This is a genomic window from Stenotrophomonas sp. S41 (genome assembly GCF_016624625.1).
Lineage (GTDB): Bacteria > Pseudomonadota > Gammaproteobacteria > Xanthomonadales > Xanthomonadaceae > Stenotrophomonas.
Genome location: NZ_JACVTV010000093.1, coordinates 1 through 18,257, shown reverse-complemented (window position 1 = coordinate 18,257; position 18,257 = coordinate 1). Strand labels below are relative to the sequence as shown.

At 68.0% G+C, this 18,257-nt stretch carries 18 protein-coding genes; 13 read left to right on the top strand and 5 right to left on the bottom strand.

What is annotated here, in order from left to right:
* Positions 1-134 precede the first annotated feature (134 nt).
* Positions 135-680, bottom strand: coding sequence for a WG repeat-containing protein (locus tag IAE56_RS16580; protein WP_200753266.1), 546 nt, complete (start codon positions 678-680; stop codon positions 135-137).
* Positions 677-2,383, bottom strand: coding sequence for an alkaline phosphatase (locus IAE56_RS16575; RefSeq protein WP_200753265.1), 1,707 nt, complete (start codon positions 2,381-2,383; stop codon positions 677-679). The genes IAE56_RS16580 and IAE56_RS16575 overlap by 4 nt, the downstream gene beginning before the upstream one ends.
* Before the next feature lie 153 nt (positions 2,384-2,536).
* Between IAE56_RS16575 and IAE56_RS16570 the strand changes: the two genes are divergently transcribed.
* The 7 genes from IAE56_RS16570 (at position 2,537) to IAE56_RS16540 (ending at position 9,639) form a co-directional block, all read left to right on the top strand.
* The gene (locus IAE56_RS16570) at positions 2,537-3,871 is read left to right on the top strand and encodes a dicarboxylate/amino acid:cation symporter (RefSeq protein ID WP_108769516.1); all 1,335 of its coding nucleotides are present in this window, start codon (positions 2,537-2,539) and stop codon (positions 3,869-3,871) included.
* 232 nt (positions 3,872-4,103) lie between these two features.
* Positions 4,104-4,643, top strand: coding sequence for a hypothetical protein (locus tag IAE56_RS16565; RefSeq protein ID WP_164072944.1), 540 nt, complete (start codon positions 4,104-4,106; stop codon positions 4,641-4,643).
* Positions 4,640-5,263, top strand: coding sequence for a hypothetical protein (locus tag IAE56_RS16560; RefSeq protein ID WP_200753264.1), 624 nt, complete (start codon positions 4,640-4,642; stop codon positions 5,261-5,263). The genes IAE56_RS16565 and IAE56_RS16560 overlap by 4 nt, the downstream gene beginning before the upstream one ends.
* Positions 5,264-5,308: 45 nt before the next feature.
* Positions 5,309-6,691 carry an adhesin gene (locus IAE56_RS16555; RefSeq protein ID WP_200753263.1) on the top strand — a complete coding sequence of 461 codons (1,383 nt, stop codon included), beginning with the start codon at positions 5,309-5,311 and terminating at the stop codon, positions 6,689-6,691.
* 139 nt (positions 6,692-6,830) lie between these two features.
* Positions 6,831-7,535, top strand: coding sequence for a C39 family peptidase (locus tag IAE56_RS16550; protein ID WP_108769512.1), 705 nt, complete (start codon positions 6,831-6,833; stop codon positions 7,533-7,535).
* A 13-nt stretch (positions 7,536-7,548) separates the two neighbouring features.
* On the top strand, positions 7,549-8,298 hold the full coding sequence (locus tag IAE56_RS16545) for a hypothetical protein (RefSeq protein ID WP_108769511.1): 750 nt from the start codon (positions 7,549-7,551) through the stop codon (positions 8,296-8,298).
* A gap of 45 nt (positions 8,299-8,343) precedes the next feature.
* Positions 8,344-9,639, top strand: a complete 1,296-nt coding sequence (locus tag IAE56_RS16540) for a transporter (RefSeq protein WP_200753262.1) — start codon at positions 8,344-8,346, stop codon at positions 9,637-9,639.
* 127 nt (positions 9,640-9,766) lie between these two features.
* Here the strand turns inward: IAE56_RS16540 and IAE56_RS16535 are convergent, their stop codons facing one another.
* The 3 genes from IAE56_RS16535 to IAE56_RS16525 all read right to left on the bottom strand — a co-directional run bounded on the left by IAE56_RS16535 (position 9,767) and on the right by IAE56_RS16525 (position 12,800).
* Positions 9,767-11,119 carry a sigma 54-interacting transcriptional regulator gene (locus tag IAE56_RS16535; protein WP_200753261.1) on the bottom strand — a complete coding sequence of 451 codons (1,353 nt, stop codon included), beginning with the start codon at positions 11,117-11,119 and terminating at the stop codon, positions 9,767-9,769.
* 239 nt (positions 11,120-11,358) lie between these two features.
* Positions 11,359-12,129 (bottom strand): C40 family peptidase, encoded by a 771-nt coding sequence (locus IAE56_RS16530; protein WP_108769508.1) that lies wholly within the window; start codon positions 12,127-12,129, stop codon positions 11,359-11,361.
* Positions 12,130-12,260: 131 nt separating this feature from the next.
* The gene (locus tag IAE56_RS16525; protein ID WP_200753260.1) at positions 12,261-12,800 is read right to left on the bottom strand and encodes a C40 family peptidase; all 540 of its coding nucleotides are present in this window, start codon (positions 12,798-12,800) and stop codon (positions 12,261-12,263) included.
* Between the two features lie 111 nt (positions 12,801-12,911).
* Between IAE56_RS16525 and IAE56_RS16520 the strand changes: the two genes are divergently transcribed.
* The 6 genes from IAE56_RS16520 to IAE56_RS16495 form a co-directional block, all read left to right on the top strand.
* On the top strand, positions 12,912-13,394 hold the full coding sequence (locus IAE56_RS16520; protein WP_116862722.1) for a peptidylprolyl isomerase: 483 nt from the start codon (positions 12,912-12,914) through the stop codon (positions 13,392-13,394).
* A gap of 99 nt (positions 13,395-13,493) precedes the next feature.
* Positions 13,494-14,738 carry a DUF418 domain-containing protein gene (locus IAE56_RS16515; protein ID WP_200753259.1) on the top strand — a complete coding sequence of 415 codons (1,245 nt, stop codon included), beginning with the start codon at positions 13,494-13,496 and terminating at the stop codon, positions 14,736-14,738.
* A gap of 116 nt (positions 14,739-14,854) precedes the next feature.
* Positions 14,855-16,213 carry a glutathione-disulfide reductase gene (gene gorA / locus IAE56_RS16510; protein ID WP_200753258.1) on the top strand — a complete coding sequence of 453 codons (1,359 nt, stop codon included), beginning with the start codon at positions 14,855-14,857 and terminating at the stop codon, positions 16,211-16,213.
* Between the two features lie 187 nt (positions 16,214-16,400).
* Entirely contained in the window at positions 16,401-17,321 is a 921-nt protein-coding gene (locus IAE56_RS16505; protein ID WP_108769503.1) for a DMT family transporter, read from the top strand.
* Positions 17,318-17,656 (top strand): MGMT family protein, encoded by a 339-nt coding sequence (locus tag IAE56_RS16500; protein WP_234456139.1) that lies wholly within the window; start codon positions 17,318-17,320, stop codon positions 17,654-17,656. The genes IAE56_RS16505 and IAE56_RS16500 overlap by 4 nt, the downstream gene beginning before the upstream one ends.
* Positions 17,657-17,749: 93 nt before the next feature.
* Positions 17,750-18,257, top strand: a 508-nt coding sequence (locus IAE56_RS16495) for a rhomboid family intramembrane serine protease (RefSeq protein WP_200753257.1), incomplete at its 3' end; no start/stop codon positions are given.

Here is an 18,257-nt window from a genome sequence, read left to right as displayed (position 1 = left end):
GCCCCCATGGACGGGTTTACGGCGTCCCCGCAAACCCACAGTGCCCCGCCAACCCACGGAATGCCGCTTCGGCTTTTGACGTTGCCGTTGCTTGAAGCTTCGGCAGGTGCAGGGCGCAGCCCTGCAAAAAGAACCTACTTCACCCGACGGCCCGTGCGGTCGATGCGGAACCACTCGCCGCCTTCCATCGGTGTATGCCCATCGCCATCCGGCGTGCCACGCCTGCACCCGTTGCAGACCTCCGCCACGCCGTCCTCGAACGGCCACGCGAAATCAAACAGCGCCGGAATCACCTGGCGGAACTGCAGGTCGAAGTAGCCCACGCGGTCACCCACGCGCCCGCGCAGCAGGCCTTCCTGCGGCGTGTCCGCGCCGTTGTCCCAGGCCAGCACCGGCAGGCTGCGGCCGTTGCGGGCCACGTAGTGGAAGCCGCCATCGGCATGCACAACCGCCAGGCCCTGCGCGTCGTACTGCAGGCCCTTCAGCGCGTCGGCGCTGAGCTTCAACTGGTGTCCGTCCACCTCGCAGCCGGGCAGGGCCACCAGGCCCTGTTCTTCCGTCAGCTGCGTGCACGCCGGTGCCTGCGCCCACGCCGCACCGCTGGCCAGCAGGCCGCACAGTGCCAGCGACCGCGCGAGGCGGCCGCTGGCAGACGACGGCCGCTCAGGCCGTGCCGTCACTGCGCCTCGGCCTTGCGCTCGAAGGCGGTCGGCGCCGGCAGCTGCACCGGCACGCCCTTGTCGTCGCAGGTGCCGGCCTGGCACAGGCGCTCGCGCAGGGCCGGGGTGGCCTGCACGATCATGTGGTAGATCGCGTTCTGTTCCAGGGTGCCGCGGATGGCCTTGCTGCCCGGGCCGCGTGCCCAGATGCCCACGTCTTCGCCACCGTGCGATTCGGACTTCATCGGTACCAGCGCTTCCTGCATGTAGTCCGGGTGCTCGGTGTCCACGTCATGCAGGTTCGGGCGGCCGTTGGCCTGTTCGAAGCTGCTCGGGTTGTGCGGGTAGACCTTCGGGCCGGCCGGCTGCTGGTTGGTGGTGCCGGTGTGGCCCGGGCCGTTGGCGTAGCTCAGCGTGGTGTACGGCTGGCCGTTGCCGTCCAGCGCGTAATCCAGCTTGCCTGCACCGTCTTCGCCGCCCTTGTCCTTCACCTTGCCCAGGATCGGGTTGCCGCGCGCCGGGTAGCCGACGAAGTTGAGGGTGTGCGAGTGGTCGGCGGTGACGATGATCAGGGTGTCGTCGGCCGAGGTCAGTTCGTTGGCCACGCGCACCGCGTCGGACAGGGCGACGGTTTCGGTGAGGGCGCGGTAGGCGTTGCCGCTGTGGTTGGCGTGGTCGATGCGCGCGCCTTCGATCATCAGCACGTAGCCTTCCTGGTGCTGCGAGAGGTTCTTGATCGCCGCAGCCGTCAGCTCGGCCAGGCTCGGCTCACCGGCCGGGTCCTGCGGACGCTCGTACTCGTAACGCATGTGGTCCGGCTCGAACAGGCCGAGGATGGCCGGCGCGGTGGCCGCGGCCGCCAGCTGCGTGCTGTTCCAGACGTAGGCACCCTGCGGATGCGACTGCTGCCATTCCTGCACCAGGCTGCGCCCGTCCAGGCGCTGGCCGACCTTGTCGTCGTACTCGGGGTCGCGTTCTTCCACGGTGGTGAATTCGCCACGGCCACCGCCGAGGGCGACCAGCGGGCCACGGCCATAACGCGAGGTCGACAGCAGCTGCTGGGCGATGTCCTTGCAGCCGGCGGCCTTGGCGGCGTCGGTCAGGTCGGTGTCGTTTTCCCAGTTGCGCTCGGGCGAGTGCGCGTAGGTCGCGGCCGGGGTGGCGTGGGTCAGGCGTGCGGTGGAGACGATGCCGGTGGCCAGGCCGGCGCTGTCGGCCAGCTGCAGCCAGGTCAGCAGGCCCTTGGACAGGCTGTCGGCGCAGTCACTGCGGCTGCCGGCGCTGACGCCGATCGCACCCATGTGGGTCTTCACGCCGGTGGTGATGGCGGTCATCGTGCCGGCCGAGTCCGGCGTCTGCGAATCGGTGTTGTACGTCTTGCTGAACGCCGTGGCCGGGAAGCGCTCCCAGGACAGCAGGTTCTCTTCGCCCGAACCGCCCTTCTGCTGGCCTTCGTAGATGCGCGAGGCGGCGACGGTGGTCAGGCTCATGCCGTCACCCAGGAACAGGATGACGTTTTTCGCCTTGCCGGACATCGCGCCATTGGCGGCCGCCTGGGCGGCGCCGCTGCGGTACCACCACTGCGGGGTCTCGCCGGCCGGGTGGGCGACCGGATCAACGGCGACCTTCAGGCCGGCCGGGGCGGAGGCGGGGGTGGTGCTGGCGCAGGCGCCCAGCAGCAGGGTGGTGGCACAGGCGGCCAACAGGGAGACGGAACGACGCATGGACGCTGGGATCTCACAAAGTGTAACGGGGCGTTCATTATGCCCAACCCTGCAATGCACGCCGATGACACACTGTTTGCCGGTGGGGCGGTCGTACCGCCTGCCCGCTTGGGCTATCGTGCCAGCATCCCTTCCTTCCCCCCTGGATTGCCTATGAAACTGGTCTCTGCCTGGCTGCGGATTCCATTCTGGCAGCGCGTGGTCGGTGGCTTCGTGCTCGGCGCGCTGGCGGGCTGGGCGCTTGGCCCGGCCGCTGAAACGTGGTTCGGCCCGCTCGGCGAGCTGTACGTCACCCTCATCAAGATGATCGCGGTACCGCTGGTGTTCTTCGCGGTCATCAACGCCATCTCCTCGCTGCACGGCCAGAAATCGGTCGCCGCGCTCAGTGGCCGCACGTTCCTGTGGTTCGTCATCACCGCCGCGCTGGCGGTGTGCGTGGGCCTGGGCGTGGGCACGGTGCTGCAGCCCGGCGCCGGTGGCCTGCAGCTGTCGATGGCCAACAACTACGTGCCGCGCGAAGTACCCAGCGTGGTGCAGGTGCTGCTGGACGTGGTGCCGTCCAACGTGTTCTACGCGCTGTCGGGCATCGGCACCAAGGTCAACGCCGCGGGCGAGACCGTGCTGGCGGCCGGCCGTGGTTCGATCCTGCCGGTGATCTTCTTCGCCGGCCTGGTCGGCTTCGCCATCGTCAAGCTCGGCGAGAAGGTGACCGAGGCGCGCAAGCTGGTCGGCCAGATGAGCGACATCATGATCCAGGTGACCCGCTTCGTACTGGAAGTCACCCCGATCGGTACGTTCGGCCTGATCGCCGGCCTGGTCGGCAGCTACGGCTTCGAGAAGCTGCTGCCGCTGGGCCATTTCGTGCTGGCCCTGTACGTGGCCTGCGCGCTGCACATCATCGTGGTCTACAGCGCGCTGCTGCTCTCGCACGGGCTGAATCCGCTGAAGTTCTTCCGCGGTGCCGCGCCGGGCATGCAGGTGGCGTTCGTCAGCTCGTCCAGCTTCGCGGCGATGCCGGTGGCGCTGCGTTCGATCACCCACAACCTGGGCGTCAACAAGGACTATGGTTCGTTCGCCGTGCCGCTGGGCGCGAGCATCAAGATGGACGGCTGCGGTGCGATCTACCCTGCGCTGTGCGCGGTGTTCATCGCCCAGTACAGCGGCGTGCCGCTGACGCCGGAGCAGTACGTGGTGGTGCTGATCGCATCGGTGCTGGGCAGCTTCGGCACGGCCGGCGTGCCGGGCACGGCGGTCATCATGGCCACCGTGGTGCTGAGTGCGGCCAACCTGCCGCTGGAAACCATCGGTTACCTGTACGCGATCGACCGCATCCTGGACATGATGCGGACCATGACGAACGTGACGGGCCAGATGCTGGTGCCGGTGCTGGTGGCCAAGGAAACCGGCCTGCTCGACCAGTCGGTGTACGACAACCCGTCGACCAATGTCGGCCTGGATGATCCCGACCCGACCCCGCCGCGTAGCTGAAGCGGCACTGCAACGGGCTGTATCAGCACCTGTAACACCGCTGATACAGCCCCTGCCGAGCCTTGTGCAGCGTTGTTTCCTGCACGTTAAGGCAAACGAAATCCGAACGCCTCTGTAACACCCTGCTGGCAACGCGCCACCCCCTCGACTGGCTGAACCGCTTGCTACCAAGCGGTTTGGAAGTTGGCACGGAAGCTGCTCTGTCCCTGCGCATACGCAACGGGAGAGCGGCATGGACAGCAGCACCACCCATCTCGGTTCCTCGGTCCGGCAGCTGGCGCTGCTGCTGGCCCTGGCCTGCCCGCTGGCGGCCGCCGCCTCGGGTGCGCGCCAGGGAGTGAAGGCGCAGCCGGGCGAGATCGTCCTGCTGCGCGATGTGGCCGCACGTCCGGCCTATCGCATGGCGCCGCCCGGCATGGCGTTGATCGCCGATCCCAAACCGCAGCATGAGATCGCCACCGCACTCGGCAGCGGCGGCGGCTCCAGCGGCATGGATGAATTGAGCGATGACGACTATGCCGGGCTCGGGGCGGGGCAGACCGGCCGCATGGCCGCGCCAGGCGGCACCACCGTGGAGCGGGTGACCCACCAGGCCCTCGGCGGCACGCTGGGCCGTTCCAGTGACGGCGCGCTCGGCGGCAACAGCCTGGGCGGTGCGATGAGCGGCCCGCTCGGCGCCGTCGGCAACACCACCCGCGGCATCGGCGATACCGTGCGCGGCGCGCTGGCGCAGTTCCCGCTGGGCGCGGCACCGCAGGGAGGTGGCAAGTGAATCGCGCGGCGCGTGGCGCGCTGCTGCTGGTGCTGGCGGGTGCGCCCGCACTGGCCTGGGCCGATGATTACAGCGGCATGCTGTCCTATCTGGACGTGGCCCGTATCGGCGACCGCGCGCTGGCCGGTGCCAGTGGCGCCATCATGGTCAACCAGGCCAGCGGCGACCTGAACATCCAGGCCAACCTGCAGGGCATGGCCACCGGCGACCAGGCCAACGTCGCCATCGCCGCGCGCCAGCAGCGCCATGCCGACGTGGTGCTGTCGGGGCCGCTGCAGGCCAGCGCACATATCGAAGGCCAGGCGCTGAACGGCGCCAGTGGCATCGCATCGATCAACCAGGCCAGTGGCATCGCCAACACGACGCTCAACGTCGTCAGCGCGACGCTGGCCCGGCAAGGGATACGCGAGACCGACGACGCGGCTTTGGCGGCGTCGGACATCGCGTCAACAGGGGGGCAGGGCGACACCGGCGACGGTGTTGCGGCGGGTATCCGCAGCGTCGGGGTTTCCGCCTCGGCACTGCGGGGCTTCGACGGTGTCCTGCAACTCAATCAGATCGCGGGAGCCCGCAACGACACGGCCAACGTGCTTGGCATGGTCGTCCAGGGCAACCCGTGAGCAGTACCCACCACCCGATGTATCACTGATGAGAGAGAGGACACCATGAACGCGACTTTCAAGAAGTCTCTGCTCGCCATGGCAATTGCTTCTGCCTCGACCGCCGCCGCGGCCAATGGCTGGGACAACCAGAACGCCAACGCGAACATCAACCACAACCATGTCGTGACCGAAACCCGCAACGACACCCACAACCACACCGACAACGAGGTCCGCAACTGGACCCGTACCAACACCACGGTACGCAACAACACCGACAGCTCCAGCGTGACCCGCAACCGTACGGTCAACGAGCAGGTGCAGAAGAACAGCAACATCCAGGCCGACGAGCGCAAGGAAAAGAACAACCACGGCGTCGACGTGAACCTGGAAAAGGACCTGCGCCTGAGCAGCGACGTGAACTTCTCCGGCGATCCGACCATCACCGGTGACATCGACCTGGATTCGGCCGCCATCGCGGTCATCGACAACCGCCAGTCGATCAGCCACAACGCCGCGTCCAACAGCCTGGTCACCAACAGCGCCTCGATCGCCGATGACGTCGGCTCGGGTGCCTCGGGCAACCTCGGCTTCAACGTCGTGGCCGGTGACAACAACGCGCAGGACAATGCGGCTTCGCTGTCCGCCGCTGACGCGTCCTTCAGCTTCGGCATGGCCGACGCCGAAGTGTTCGTCAACCAGTCCGGCATGGGCAACACCACCATGAACTCCGGCGTCACCAACGCTGCCGGCCTCGGTGGCAATGCCTTCGGCGGCGCGTCCGGCAACATCGGCGTGAACATCGCGTCGGGCAACAACAACGAGCAGAAGAACGCGCTCGCTGCGTCGGTGGCCACCAGTGCGATGGCCCAGTCCAGCATCAGCTCCAACCAGATGTCCAGCGGCAATGCCGTGAGCAATGCCGGCTTCGTGCAGTCCTACACCGACACCGTGGAAGTGGGCATGAGCGGTGGCGTGGGCGGCCTGACCCTGGCCTATGGCGCCGGCACCTACAGTGGCCGCGGCAATGCCTACCAGATGGCCAACTACTATCTGGATACCTGGAGTGGCGACCTGCCGCACCCGGGTGGCAACGCGACCGGCCACATCGATCTGGACAGCGATATCCAGAACGCGACGCCGAACCCGTACCGTCAGGGCGTCGGTGGCCTGGGCTTCGATACGCGTGAAAGCGGCACCAGCCAGTTCGTCGAACTGGGCGTCGCCGACCTGTACGCCAGCCTGAGCGGCACCGTCACGACCACCCGCTGGGTGAACGTGAATGCGACCAACACCTCGGCGCTGTCGGGCAGTGCGTTCTCGGGCGCCTCCGGCAACATCGGCGTGAACGTCGCCTCGGGCACCGGCAACCTGCAGGCCAACAGCCTGGCCCTGGCCGTGGCACAGCCGAGCACCGGTGGCGGTGGCGGCACCGGCGGCGGCGAGTAACACCTGGCGTGACCGCTTTCGCAGCGAAGCTGCGTTGAGTGCAACAAGCCCGGCCATCCGCCAATGGCCGGGTCCCCCGGGAGCCCCTGCTCCTCCTCCCCCTTGGGGCAGGGGCTCCTTCCTTCTGCTGGAGGGCACCATGGCCGCACACCGCTGCTGGATCCGCCTGCTGTCCTGCCTGCTGTTGCTGGGCAGCGCCCACGCATGGGCAGGCGACGTCAAGTTCACCGGCGTACTGCCCAACGGCGCGCTGATGCAGCAGAAGGTGGAGAGCATGCAGGAGCGGCGCTACCGCAACCTGGTGCGGCAACACACCGATTACAGCTGTGGCGCGGCCGCACTGGCCACCATCCTGCGCTACGCCTACCACCTGGACACCACGGAGGCGACGGTGATCGAAGGGATGATGGGCGTGTCCGATCCGCAGCTGGTGAAGGAACGCGGTTTCTCGCTGCTGGACATCAAGCGCTATGTCGAATCGCTCGGCATGCGCGGGCGTGGCTACCGCATCGATGAAAGCCGGCTGCGCAACCTGCGCGTGCCCGGCCTGGTGCTGATGGACGTACGCGGGTTCCGCCACTTCGTGGTGCTCAAGCAGGTCCGTGGCGGCATCGTCGAGGTGGCCGACCCCATCCTCGGCAACCGCAGCCTGTCCTTGGCCGAATTCAACGAAGCGTGGCCGTCGCGCGCTGTTTTCGTCGTCATCGGCAGCGACTTCGATCGCAACACTGTTCTTCTGCAACCCAGCGAGCGGCCCAGTGCGCGTGCGTTGTACGCGCGGCAGGGCCCGATCACCGATGCCGAACTGGTCGATTTCGGCTTCAGCCATGCCGACCTGTTCTGAAGGAGGCCCGATCATGCTGTGCCAACGTTTGTTGATCGCCACGCTGCTGCTGTTGCCGGTGCTGCCCGCCTGGGCCGCTGAAGGCGCACCAGGGCGCGGCCTGAAGGAAATACCCGATCCCGAACTGAACCTGATGCGTGGTCGCTACACCGTGGGCGGCAACAACGTGGCCTGGTTCGGGGTAACGATGATTTCGCAATGGCAGGGTGCCAACGGCAGCAGCGTGCAGGGCGCGCTGACCCTGGGCATGGACTTCCGCCAGGGCAGTACGCCGCGGCTGACGTTCCAGCCGCACGTGCAGGTCACCAACGCCGATGCCCCGATGCCCACCCCGGACGGACGCAGCATCGACAGCAGCGGCCTGGCCAACGCCACCGGCCTGGTGCAGGCGGTGCAGGTGGCCGGCGATGGCAACACCGCGCGCAACGTGACCACCTTGACCGTGCGTGATGGCGCGGTGCCGACCACCACCGACGATGGCAACCGCATCGCCCAGATGCAGCAGGGCGGGACCAGTGCCACGGCGGTGCTCGATGGTAACCAGGCGCGCCTGATGCTGCAGATCGACGGCCAGGGCCTAGTCCAGCAGTGGATCCGCAATGGCAGCGTCGGCCAGGGCATCGCCCTGTCCGGTGATGGGCAAGTGGCAAGCAACCGGCTGCAGCTTGAGCTGGTACGCAGCACCGTGGCCAGCAACCAGCCGTTGAGCCAGAGCGTGGCCCAGGCGATCGCGCTGAACCGCGGCATGGGCCCGGGCCAGTAACACGGCCCGGTCAAGGGGGAAGGACGGACAACGCAGGCCAACGACATGCACACCTATTTGCGGCTTACCCCGCTGGCGCTGGCGGCGCTGGCGGCCAATGCCTTCGCCCAGCAACCGGCGGCGGAGGCCAAGGACGGTGCCGATGTACAGGCACTGATCACCCAGCTCGAGCAGCTCAAGGCCAACTACGCGCAGGAGGTGCGACGCCTGCGCGAGCTGGACATGCAGGTGCAGGCCATGCAGGCCCGCCTGAGCGGACGGGCCGGCGGCGCCACGACCCCGGCGGCGCCCCTGGCGCCTGCGGCGGCGGCCGCCGTGCCACCGAGCAGCGAAGGTTATGCCAGCACCGCGGCCGAGGCCCAGCAGGCCAAGCAGGAGGCGCGGCGCAGCGTGGACGATGTGAAACAGCAGCAGGCCGCGCTGTTCTCGCGCAAGTTCACGATTGAAAACAGCCTCACCTACGCGCGCTATGACCGCAAGCAGCTCTCCCTCAACGGCTTCCTGGCGCTGGATGCGATCTTCCTCGGCAACATCGCCATCGAGAACGTCGAGTCCGATTCGCTGACCTACAACCTGGCCGCGCGCTGGGGTGTCAGCCCGAACCTGACGTTGAACATGGACGTGCCCTACCTGGCACGGCGCACCGTGTACCAGAAGGGCGGTGCGGGCGGTGCCGCGGCGGCCATCGCGCAGGAAGAGACCAACGGCAACGGCATCGGCGATGTCAGCATGAGCGCCAACTACCGCCTGTTCGGCGAGCGTGGCTGGCGCCCGGAAACGGTGCTGACCGGCGGCGTCACCGCACCGACCGGCCGCGCACCGTATGGCTTGGACTGGCGGGTGATCGAGCGCGATGACGATGACTACATCCGCTTCGCGGTCCCGCGCGAACAGCCGACCGGCAACGGCGTCTGGCAGGCCAACCTGGGCGTGTCGATGGTGAAGACCGCCGATCCGGCGATCCTGTTCGCCAACGCCGGCTACATCCATTCCTTCCCGCGTGGCTTCGACGATATCGACAGCAACCCGGACACCGTGAACCCCGGCGATGTGAAGCTGGGTGGGTCGGTGTACTTCGGTGCCGGCGTGGCCTTCGCCTTCAACGAACGCACCAGCCTGAGCATTTCCTTCAGCGACAAGATCAGTGCACGCGCGTCGACGCGGTTCCAGGGCGGGCAGTGGGTGAAGGTAATCGGCAGCGATGCCAACGCGGCGTCGTTGAACCTGGGCGTGACCTACGCGCTGAACCAGCACGCGACGATGGTGACCCTGCTGGGCATCGGCCTGACCCCGGATGCACCGGACTTCACGCTGTCGTTCAAGGTGCCGTACATGTTGTAGCTGATTGCGGTGATCCTGCATCGGCAACGCCGGGCCTCGCCCGGCGTTCTTTTTTTTGCAGCGACCCTCACGCTTCCAGTAGAGCCGAGCCATGCTCGGCTGACTTCCTGCCGGGCAGCGCCTGGCACTACCGCTCCGGCGGCAGCTCCAGCCGGTGCTTCCGGCACAACCGGTACACCGTCACCCGCGACACCTGCATGTGCCGCGCGCAGGCCGACACGTTGTAGCCATGCATCTTCAGTGTCCGCAGCAGCACATCGCGCTCGACCTGGCCGCGTGCGTCCTGCAGCACCGCGCGCGGCGAAGGGGCATCGGCGTCCGCCAGATCCAGGTCACCGGCGCTGATCAGCTCGTGTTCGCTGACGATCGCTGCGCGCTGCACCCGGTTCAGCAGTTCGCGCACATTGCCCGGCCAGTCGAACTGGCGCATCGCCACGCGCGCACCGGGATCGAAGCCACGGGCGCGGCCGGGGTGGCGGTTGCGGAAGCTGCGCAGGAAGTGCTCGGCCAGCAGCAGCACATCGTTGCCACGGTCGCGCAGCGCCGGCATCGGCAGCCGCAGCACGTTGAGGCGGTAGTACAGATCGCGGCGGAACCGCCCCTGGGCAACGGCCTGTTCGAGGTCGACATGGGTTGCCGCCAGCACGCGGACATCCACCCGCAGCGGCTGGTTGCTGCCGACCCGCTCCAGCGTGCCTTCCTGCAGCACGCGCAGCAGGCTGGTCTGTGCGTCGGCAGGCAGGTCGCCCACCTCGTCCAGGAACACGGTGCCGCCGTCGGCGGTTTCGAACAGGCCGACCCGGCGCTGGGCCGCCCCGGTGAAGGCGCCGCGCTCGTGGCCGAACAGCTCCGACTGCACCAGGCTTGCCGGGATGGCCCCGCAGTTGACTGCGAGGAAGGACCGGCCGGCGCGCCCGGACAGGGCGTGCAGGGCCTGCGCGGCGAGCTCCTTGCCGGTGCCGGTTTCGCCGGTCACCAGCACCGGCAGCTCGACCGGAGCGAATTTGTGCAGGGACGCGCGCACGGCCAGCAGGGCCGGGCTGTCGCCGATCAGCGCGGGCAGGCCGCCGCCGTCGCGTATCGCCGCTGCGGGAGGATCATCCTCGCCGCATTCGCGCTGCATCGCGGTCAGCAGGTCCTGCAGCTCGCGGGGCAGGGTGAACTGGTCCTGGCAGGCGCGCAGCAGCGCCGCCCAGCTGGGCGGCGGCACATCCAGACCGCCCGGCAGCACGGCCAGCCAGGGCAGGTGGTGGTGCTGCTCGACCCACGGCAGCATGGGCTGCAGCGCCTCCGCATCCAGGTGGCGCAGGTCCAGCACGGCCACCAGATGGTCGCGGCCGCGCAGGCCCACGGCCATGGCCGGCGAGGGACTGACGCAGCGCAGCTGCCAGCCGGCCGCCGCCAGCGCGTCGCGCTCGCTCGCCAGTGGCTGGCCGAACCAGATCACACAGCGTGATGGAACCTGCAGGCTTGCCGCCATGCCTTCCCCCAAGCATCCGGGCAACGCGGGCGGTGTCAGACCGGGCATCGCGCGTGCCGCCCCACGCCGGGATGCCATGGCCGCATCCAGCGGCCGGTCGCGGCATGTATCCCGCCGTGACATCAGTGACCAACGCAGGCAGCGGCGGCCAGCGGCCACGCATCTGCACGTCAGGGGAGGTGGACAACAAAAAAGCCGCTGCAGGGCAGCGGCTTCCAGTGCGGGTGCGGGCGTCCGGGTCAGAGGTCGACGCGGCGGGCCTGCATGAACTTGTTGCCCCAGTAGCCGCTGAGCAGGGTGTCGACGCGGACGTCCTTGCCGGTGCTCGGTGCGTGCAGGAAGCGGCCTTCGCCGACATAGATGCCGACGTGGTCGACGCGGCCCTTGCGGCCGAAGAAGACCAGGTCGCCCGCCGCCAGCGCGGCGCGGTCGTTGATCAGTTCGGCATTGTTGTCATGGGCCATTTCGCGCGAGACGCGCGGCAGCTCGATGCCCAGCGCCGAGCGGAATACGTAGCCGACCAGGCCGCTGCAGTCGAAGCCGCTGTCCGGGTTGCTGCCACCCCAACGGTAGGGGGTGCCCAGCAGGGTCATCGCGCGGCGCAGCAGGGACTGCACCTTGCCGTTGTCGGCCTCGGTGCCAACGACGCTGCCATTGGCGGCGCTGCTGGTGTCGTAGTTGGCAAGCAGGCGGCTGAGGTCGCCGGCGACCATCGCCGAGCGGTCCATCAGCGGAATGGTGTCATTGGCGGCCAGATGCGGCAGCAGGGCGGCCAGGGTGGCGCTGGCGGCGGCATCGGCGCGGCTGCGCTGGGGAGCGGCAGCGTCGGCCTTGGCGGCCGGCCGGGCGGTCTCGGCCACGGTGGCCGGGGTCGCATCGGTCTTGGTGGGGGCACTCTGCGACCAGGCCGGAAGGCTGGTCAGACACAGCGCCAGGCCCAGGAAAAGCGGGCGGACACTACGTGAAGAAGCGGCGGTCTGGCCTTGGCCTTGCAGGTCGTCAGTCGTCACGCGTCGGTCACAGGAAAAAAACGATGGGGCATCATGCCCTGTAAAAGCGTCAATAAGTTAAAAATTCCGTTAATAAACCGTTATTTTCATAGTGACTCCCATCACAGTTTTGAACATATCGCCTGTTCATTTTAGCGAAGAACGCGTTTCGCTCCTGTGTAGTGGTCTTTCCAGTAGGCGCCGCTGAGCGAGTCCAGGCGGACGGTGCCGCCGGTGCTCGGCGCGTGCACGAACCGGCCTTCGCCCACGTAGATGCCGACATGGGTGACGTTGCCGCGGCTGCCGAAGAACACCAGGTCGCCGGTGGCCAGGCGCTGCGGATCGATCTTCGGTCCCTGCACGGCGGCCAGGTCGCGTGAGGTGCGCGGCAGCTTCAGGTCGACCATATCGCGGTAGACGTAGGTCACCAGGCCGCTGCAGTCGAAGCCCGAATCGGGGGTGTTGCCGCCATAGCGGTAGGGCGTGCCGACCAGGCTGATGGCGCGCATCAGCACCGAATTGGCGGCCTCGGGGTTGTCCGGCGTGGTGGCCGGCCAGTGCGCCGTGGGCGGTGGCGGGGCGGGGCGGACGGCCTTGCCGCCACCGCAGGCGGCCAGCAGCAGGGGCAGGGCCAGCAGCAGGGCGGGCGCGAGGATCCGGCGCAGGCCGGACGAAACTGGCGTGTTGTGCATGTTCTCCGGATAATGCGCCACCTTGGATTGGCCGTCATGATGGCGGCGTCCCCGCCGGGCGACAACCCGCCCCAACCCGCCTGCCTCCGGCAGATCCAGACAGAGTTGCGCATGAAGATCGAAAAAGACCGCGTTGTCCGCTTCCACTACACCGTCTCCGAGGTCGGCCAGGCGCCGATCGAATCGTCCAAGGACCGCGGTGAGCCGCTGTCGATCCTGATCGGCCACGGCAACATCATCCCGGGCCTGGAAAACGCCATGATGGACAAGGAAGCCGGCGCGACCTTCGACGTCGACGTCTCGGCGGCCGATGCCTACGGCGAGCGCCGCGAGGGCCTGTCCCAGCGCGTGCCGAAGAAGCACTTCGGTACCGCCAAGCTGGTCCCGGGCCAGCAGGTCGTGCTGCAGACCAACTTCGGCCCGCGCGCGGTCACCGTGCAGAAGGTCGGCATGAGCGTGGTCGACGTCGACCTGAACCACCCGATGGCCGGCAAGGACCTGCATTTCAACGTCGAGATCGTTGAAGTGCGCGAAGCCGCCAAGGAAGAAATCGACCACGGCCACGTCCATGGCGACGGTGGTCACCAGCACTGATCGCCGCGCGATCGTGATGGCAGCAACGGCCCGCTTCGGCGGGTCGTTGCGTTTCTGGAACAGGGCGCGGCCATCCATGGCGCGCAGGGCGGCGGCATAATGACGGACCTGCCTGCCGGATGCCCCGTGAACGCCGCTTCCCTTTCCCTGCAGCCGGTGGCTTCCGGCGAACGCATCGCGGTGCTGGACGTGCTGCGCGGGGTGGCCCTGCTGGGCATCCTGCTGATGAACATAGAGGCCCTCAGCGGACCGCTGGACCTGGCCTTCACCGGCATCGACACGCGCTGGCACGGGCTGGATTACGCGGCTGACGCCTTCGTCTACATCTTCGTGCAGGGCAAGTTCTTCACCCTGTTCTCGCTGCTGTTCGGTGCCGGCTTTGCGGTCATGGCGCAACGCGCGCAGGCGGCCGGGCGTGAATTCGCGCCGTTCTACCTGCGGCGCAGCCTCGGCCTTGTGCTGATCGGCCTGTGCCACGCGCTGCTGGTCTGGTCCGGCGACATCCTGGTCATGTACGCGCTGGTGTCGCTGCCTCTGCTGGCCTGCCGCGAAGCCCCGCGCAGCTGGCTGCCGTGGATGGGCATCGTGGTCTACCTGGCCGGCGTGTCGATGATGCTGCTGATCGGCGCGATGGTGACGATCTCGCCGCCGCAGGACCTGCAGAAGATGCTGGTCGATGCGCAGCAGGCCATCGACCAGCAGCGCCTGGTGTACGGGCAGGGCACGTGGATGCAGGGCAACGTGCAGCGCCTGCAGGAGTTCGGCAGCTCGCTGGGCGCGCTGGTGATCACCGGGCCGGAAGTGCTGGGCATGTTCCTGATCGGCAGCTGGTTCGCCGCCAGCGGTGCGCTGACCGAGCCGGAGCGCTTCCCCCGCCTGTATGCCTGCCTGCGCTGGGGCGCGCTGCCGCTGGGCCTGCTGGTCACCCTCGGCGGGGTGCTGTGGAAGCCGTACCTGGCGCCGGGCGAATACACCTTTGAAACCACCGCGGTGATGTCGCTGGTGTCGGTTGGCGCGGTGCCGATGTGCCTGGGCTACCTGGCCTGGATCGTGCACTGGCGCGCGCGGCTGGGCTGGCTGGCACCGGCGGGGCGCATGGCGCTGACCCACTACCTGGCGCAGTCGCTGGTCTGCACCTGGCTGTTCAACCACTACGGGCTGGGCTGGTTCGACCTGATGCCGCGCGCATGGCAGCTGGTGTTCGCCTTGCTGCTGTTCGCGCTGCAGGTGGGCATCTCGCAGCTGTGGTTGCGGCGCTTCCGCTTCGGCCCGATGGAATGGCTGTGGCGTGCGATGACCTACCTGCGATGGCCGCCGATGCGCCGCGAGGCCGCGCAGGGCTGACCCCGCCCGCACCGCTCACGCTGCGCTGCGCATCCCCATGGCATGCTCGCCAACAACGGCGGCGCCCTCCACGCATCGCGTGGATCCACGACTTTTCTTTTCTTCGAGCGATTCCGATGAGCACTGCATCCTTTGACTACGACCTGATCGTGCTTGGCGGCGGTTCCGCCGGCCTGGCCGGTGCCATCCGCGCGGCCCAGCACGGCAAGCGCGTGGCGCTGCTGGAACCCGGCGCGCTGGGCGGTACCTGCGTCAACGTCGGCTGCGTGCCGAAAAAGGCTATGTGGCTGGCGGCCGACCTGCACGAGCGCATCGGCCTGGCCAATGCGATGGGCTTCGATGTGCCGGCACGGCCGGCGCTGTCGTGGAAGGAACTGGTGATCCATCGCCAGGCCTACATCACCAACATCCATACCAGCTACAACAAGCGCCTGGACGAAACCGGCGTGGTGCGCATCCCGGCGCGCGGCCACCTGGTCGACGCGCATACCGTGGCCTGCAGCGATGGCGTGCGCTACAGCGCCGGACACATCCTCATCGCCACCGGGGCGCACCCGCAGCGCCCGGACATTCCCGGCGCGGAGCTGGGCCTGGTCTCCGATGATTTCTTCGACCTGCGCAGTGCGCCGGCCGAAGTGGCGATCATCGGTGGTGGCTACATCGCGGTGGAACTGGCCGGCCTGCTGCAGGCGCTGGGCAGCAGGGTCAGCCTGCTGGTGCGTGGCAACCGGCTGCTGGAGCGCTTCGATCATGAACTGACCGACCAGCTGGCCGAGAACCTGAAACAGCAGGGCGTGCGCATCCATTTCGACTACCGCCTGCGTGAACTGCAGCGCGACAGCGGGCGCGTGCGCGCGTTCGGCCATGACGGCCCGCTGGACAGCGTGTTCGATGCAGTGTTCTTCGCCACCGGTCGCCGTGGCAACAGCCGCGATCTCGGCCTGGAAGCGCTGGGCATCGGCATTGGCGAACACCAGCAGGTGGAGGTGGATGAGTGGCAGACCACGGCGGTGCCCAGCGTGCATGCGGTGGGTGACATTGCCGGCAAGGTCGGCCTGACCCCGGTCGCCGTGGCCGCGGCACGGCGCCTGATGGACCGCCTGTTCGGTGGCCGCCCTGAAGCGAAGATGGATTACAGCAACGTGGCCAGCGTGGTGTTCTCGCACCCGCCGCTGGGCGCGGTGGGCATGAGCGAGGAAGAAGCACGTGCCTGCTTCGACCAGGTGACGGTCTACCACAGCCGGTTCCGGCCGATGCTGCAGGCGCTGGCCAACGGCACCCAGCGCAGCCTGTTCAAGATGGTCTGCGCCGGTGCCGAGGAGCGCGTGGTCGGCATCCACCTGCTCGGTGAAGCAGCCGATGAGATCCTGCAGGGCTTCGCGGTGGCGGTGAAGATGGGGGCGACCAAGGCCCAGTTCGACGATACCGTGGCCATCCACCCGACCTCGGCCGAGGAAGTGGTGCTGATGCGCTGACGCGCGGTTGTTGTAGAGCCGAGCCCATGCTCGGCTGCGCCCATCTGTAGAGTCGAGCCATGCTCGACTGCGGTGGAAGTCAGTCGAGCATGGCTCGACTCTACAAGGCGGGCAGCGGGCGCCCGCATGCGACAATGCGCGTCCCCACATACCCCATGGCCGCACCCTGCGGCCTGCCGTCGTCCTGATGTCCAACCCTTCCCCCCGCATCGCTACTGCCTCCCCGCGCATTGCCCTGGGCGGCATCGGCCTGGCTGCGGTCGGTGCCATCGCCGCGTCCGGCAAGGCCATCATCGTCAAGCTGGGCCTGCGCCACGGCGTCGATGCCACCACGCTGCTGGCCCTGCGCATGCTGATGGCGCTGCCGCTGTTCGTGCTGATGGCCCTGTGGTCGGCGCGCCGTGCCGAACCGCTGTCCTGGGCCGACCGTGCCCGCGTGCTGTGGCTGGGCTTCACCGGCTACTACCTGTCCAGCCTGCTCGATTTCCAGGGCCTGCAGTACATCAGCGTGACCCTGGAACGGCTGATCCTGTACTTGAACCCGACCCTGGTGCTGCTGATCAACGTGCTGCTGGCGCGGCAGCGCCCGGGCCGCTGGCAGGTCGCGGCGCTGGTGCTGAGCTACCTGGGCGTGCTGCTGGCCTTCGGCCATGACCTGCAGCGCGAGGGCGGGCAGATCATCGTCGGCAGCCTGCTGGTGCTGGGCAGCGCGCTCAGCTACGCGCTGTACCTGTTCGGCAGCGGCCAGGTGGTCGCGCGCATCGGTGCGGTAAGGCTGACTGCCTATGCCAGCTGCGTGGCCGGCGTGCTGGTGCTGCTGCATTTCGCCATCACCCATCCGCTGCCGCTGCTGTGGCAGGCACCGGCGCCGGTGCAATGGCTGTCGCTGGTCAACGCCACGGTGTGCACCGTGCTGCCGGTGCTGGCGATCATGCTGGCGGTGCAGCGCGTCGGCTCGTCGCTGGCTGCGCAGGTGGGTATGCTGGGCCCGGTTTCCACCATCGTGATGAGTCTATGGCTGCTCGACGAGCCGATGGGGCCGGCGCAGATCGCCGGCACCGTGCTGGTGCTGATCGGCGTACTGCTGGTGACCCGCCTGCGGCGCTGACGCCGGAGCAGGCGCGTGACCGCATCCTGGCGGTGATCCGTGCGATCCCGCCGGGCCAGGTGCTGGGCTATGGCCAGGTGGCGATGCGCGCCGGCCTGCCCGGGCGCGCGCGCCTGACCGCGCGCATCCTCGGCCAGAACGAAGACCCGCACCTGCCCTGGCACCGCGTGCTGCGCTCGGACGGGCGCATCGCCATGGCCGAAGGTTCGGCCGGCTGGCGCGAGCAGTCGCAGCGGCTGCGCGCCGAAGGCGTGGTGGTGGAAAACGGCCGCGTGCACATGCCTGCCAGCGATCCGGCTGCCGCGCTGGACGCGGCGATCTGGGGCCCGGGCTGATCACCAGCGGCGACTGAACGGAACGGGCAGGGCGGTCGCCACGCTGTCGTGAGGCTACGGCTATGATGGAGGCCGTTCCATGCCGGTATTCCCATGTTCCCGCGACTGCCCACCGTCACCAAGGCTCTGCTGATCGCCAACGTGATCCTGTTCCTGCTGCAGCAGCCGTTCCTGCTCGGCATGCAGACCTTCGAACCGTTCATGCTGCAGCCGTGGCAGCAGGGTTTCGATGCGTTTTCCCCGGGCGGCAATTTCCAGCCGTGGCAGCTGCTGACCTATGGCTTCCTGCACAGCGGCTTTGCGCACCTGTTCTTCAACATGTTGCTGCTGTTCCTGCTTGGCTCGCCGCTGGAACAGACCTGGGGCGAGAAGCGGTTCCTGGTCTTCTACCTGGTCTGCATCGCCGGTGCCGGCGTCTGCCAGCTGATCGTGGGAACGATGCTGGACAACCCGGCCACGGTACTGGGCGCTTCGGGCGGTGTGTTCGGCCTGCTGCTGGGGTACGGCATGGTGTTCGGCGACCGGGTGATGCGGCTGCTGTTCCCGCCAATTACGATGACGGCGCGGACCTTCGTGATATTGATGGGTGTGACCGAGGTGG

What these genes read in the sequence shown, in the direction of transcription:
- IAE56_RS16575 (WP_200753265.1), bottom strand. Translation starts at nt 2,383, where the DNA reads ATGCGTCGTTCCGTCTCCCTGTTGGCCGCCTGTGCCACCACCCTGCTG.
- IAE56_RS16570 (WP_108769516.1), top strand. Translation starts at nt 2,537, where the DNA reads ATGAAACTGGTCTCTGCCTGGCTGCGGATTCCATTCTGGCAGCGCGTG.
- IAE56_RS16565 (WP_164072944.1), top strand. Translation starts at nt 4,104, where the DNA reads ATGGACAGCAGCACCACCCATCTCGGTTCCTCGGTCCGGCAGCTGGCG.
- IAE56_RS16555 (WP_200753263.1), top strand. Translation starts at nt 5,309, where the DNA reads ATGAACGCGACTTTCAAGAAGTCTCTGCTCGCCATGGCAATTGCTTCT.
- IAE56_RS16550 (WP_108769512.1), top strand. Translation starts at nt 6,831, where the DNA reads ATGGCCGCACACCGCTGCTGGATCCGCCTGCTGTCCTGCCTGCTGTTG.
- IAE56_RS16545 (WP_108769511.1), top strand. Translation starts at nt 7,549, where the DNA reads ATGCTGTGCCAACGTTTGTTGATCGCCACGCTGCTGCTGTTGCCGGTG.
- IAE56_RS16540 (WP_200753262.1), top strand. Translation starts at nt 8,344, where the DNA reads ATGCACACCTATTTGCGGCTTACCCCGCTGGCGCTGGCGGCGCTGGCG.
- IAE56_RS16535 (WP_200753261.1), bottom strand. Translation starts at nt 11,119, where the DNA reads ATGGCGGCAAGCCTGCAGGTTCCATCACGCTGTGTGATCTGGTTCGGC.
- IAE56_RS16525 (WP_200753260.1), bottom strand. Translation starts at nt 12,800, where the DNA reads ATGCACAACACGCCAGTTTCGTCCGGCCTGCGCCGGATCCTCGCGCCC.
- IAE56_RS16520 (WP_116862722.1), top strand. Translation starts at nt 12,912, where the DNA reads ATGAAGATCGAAAAAGACCGCGTTGTCCGCTTCCACTACACCGTCTCC.
- IAE56_RS16515 (WP_200753259.1), top strand. Translation starts at nt 13,494, where the DNA reads ATGACGGACCTGCCTGCCGGATGCCCCGTGAACGCCGCTTCCCTTTCC.
- gorA (WP_200753258.1), top strand. Translation starts at nt 14,855, where the DNA reads ATGAGCACTGCATCCTTTGACTACGACCTGATCGTGCTTGGCGGCGGT.
- IAE56_RS16505 (WP_108769503.1), top strand. Translation starts at nt 16,401, where the DNA reads ATGTCCAACCCTTCCCCCCGCATCGCTACTGCCTCCCCGCGCATTGCC.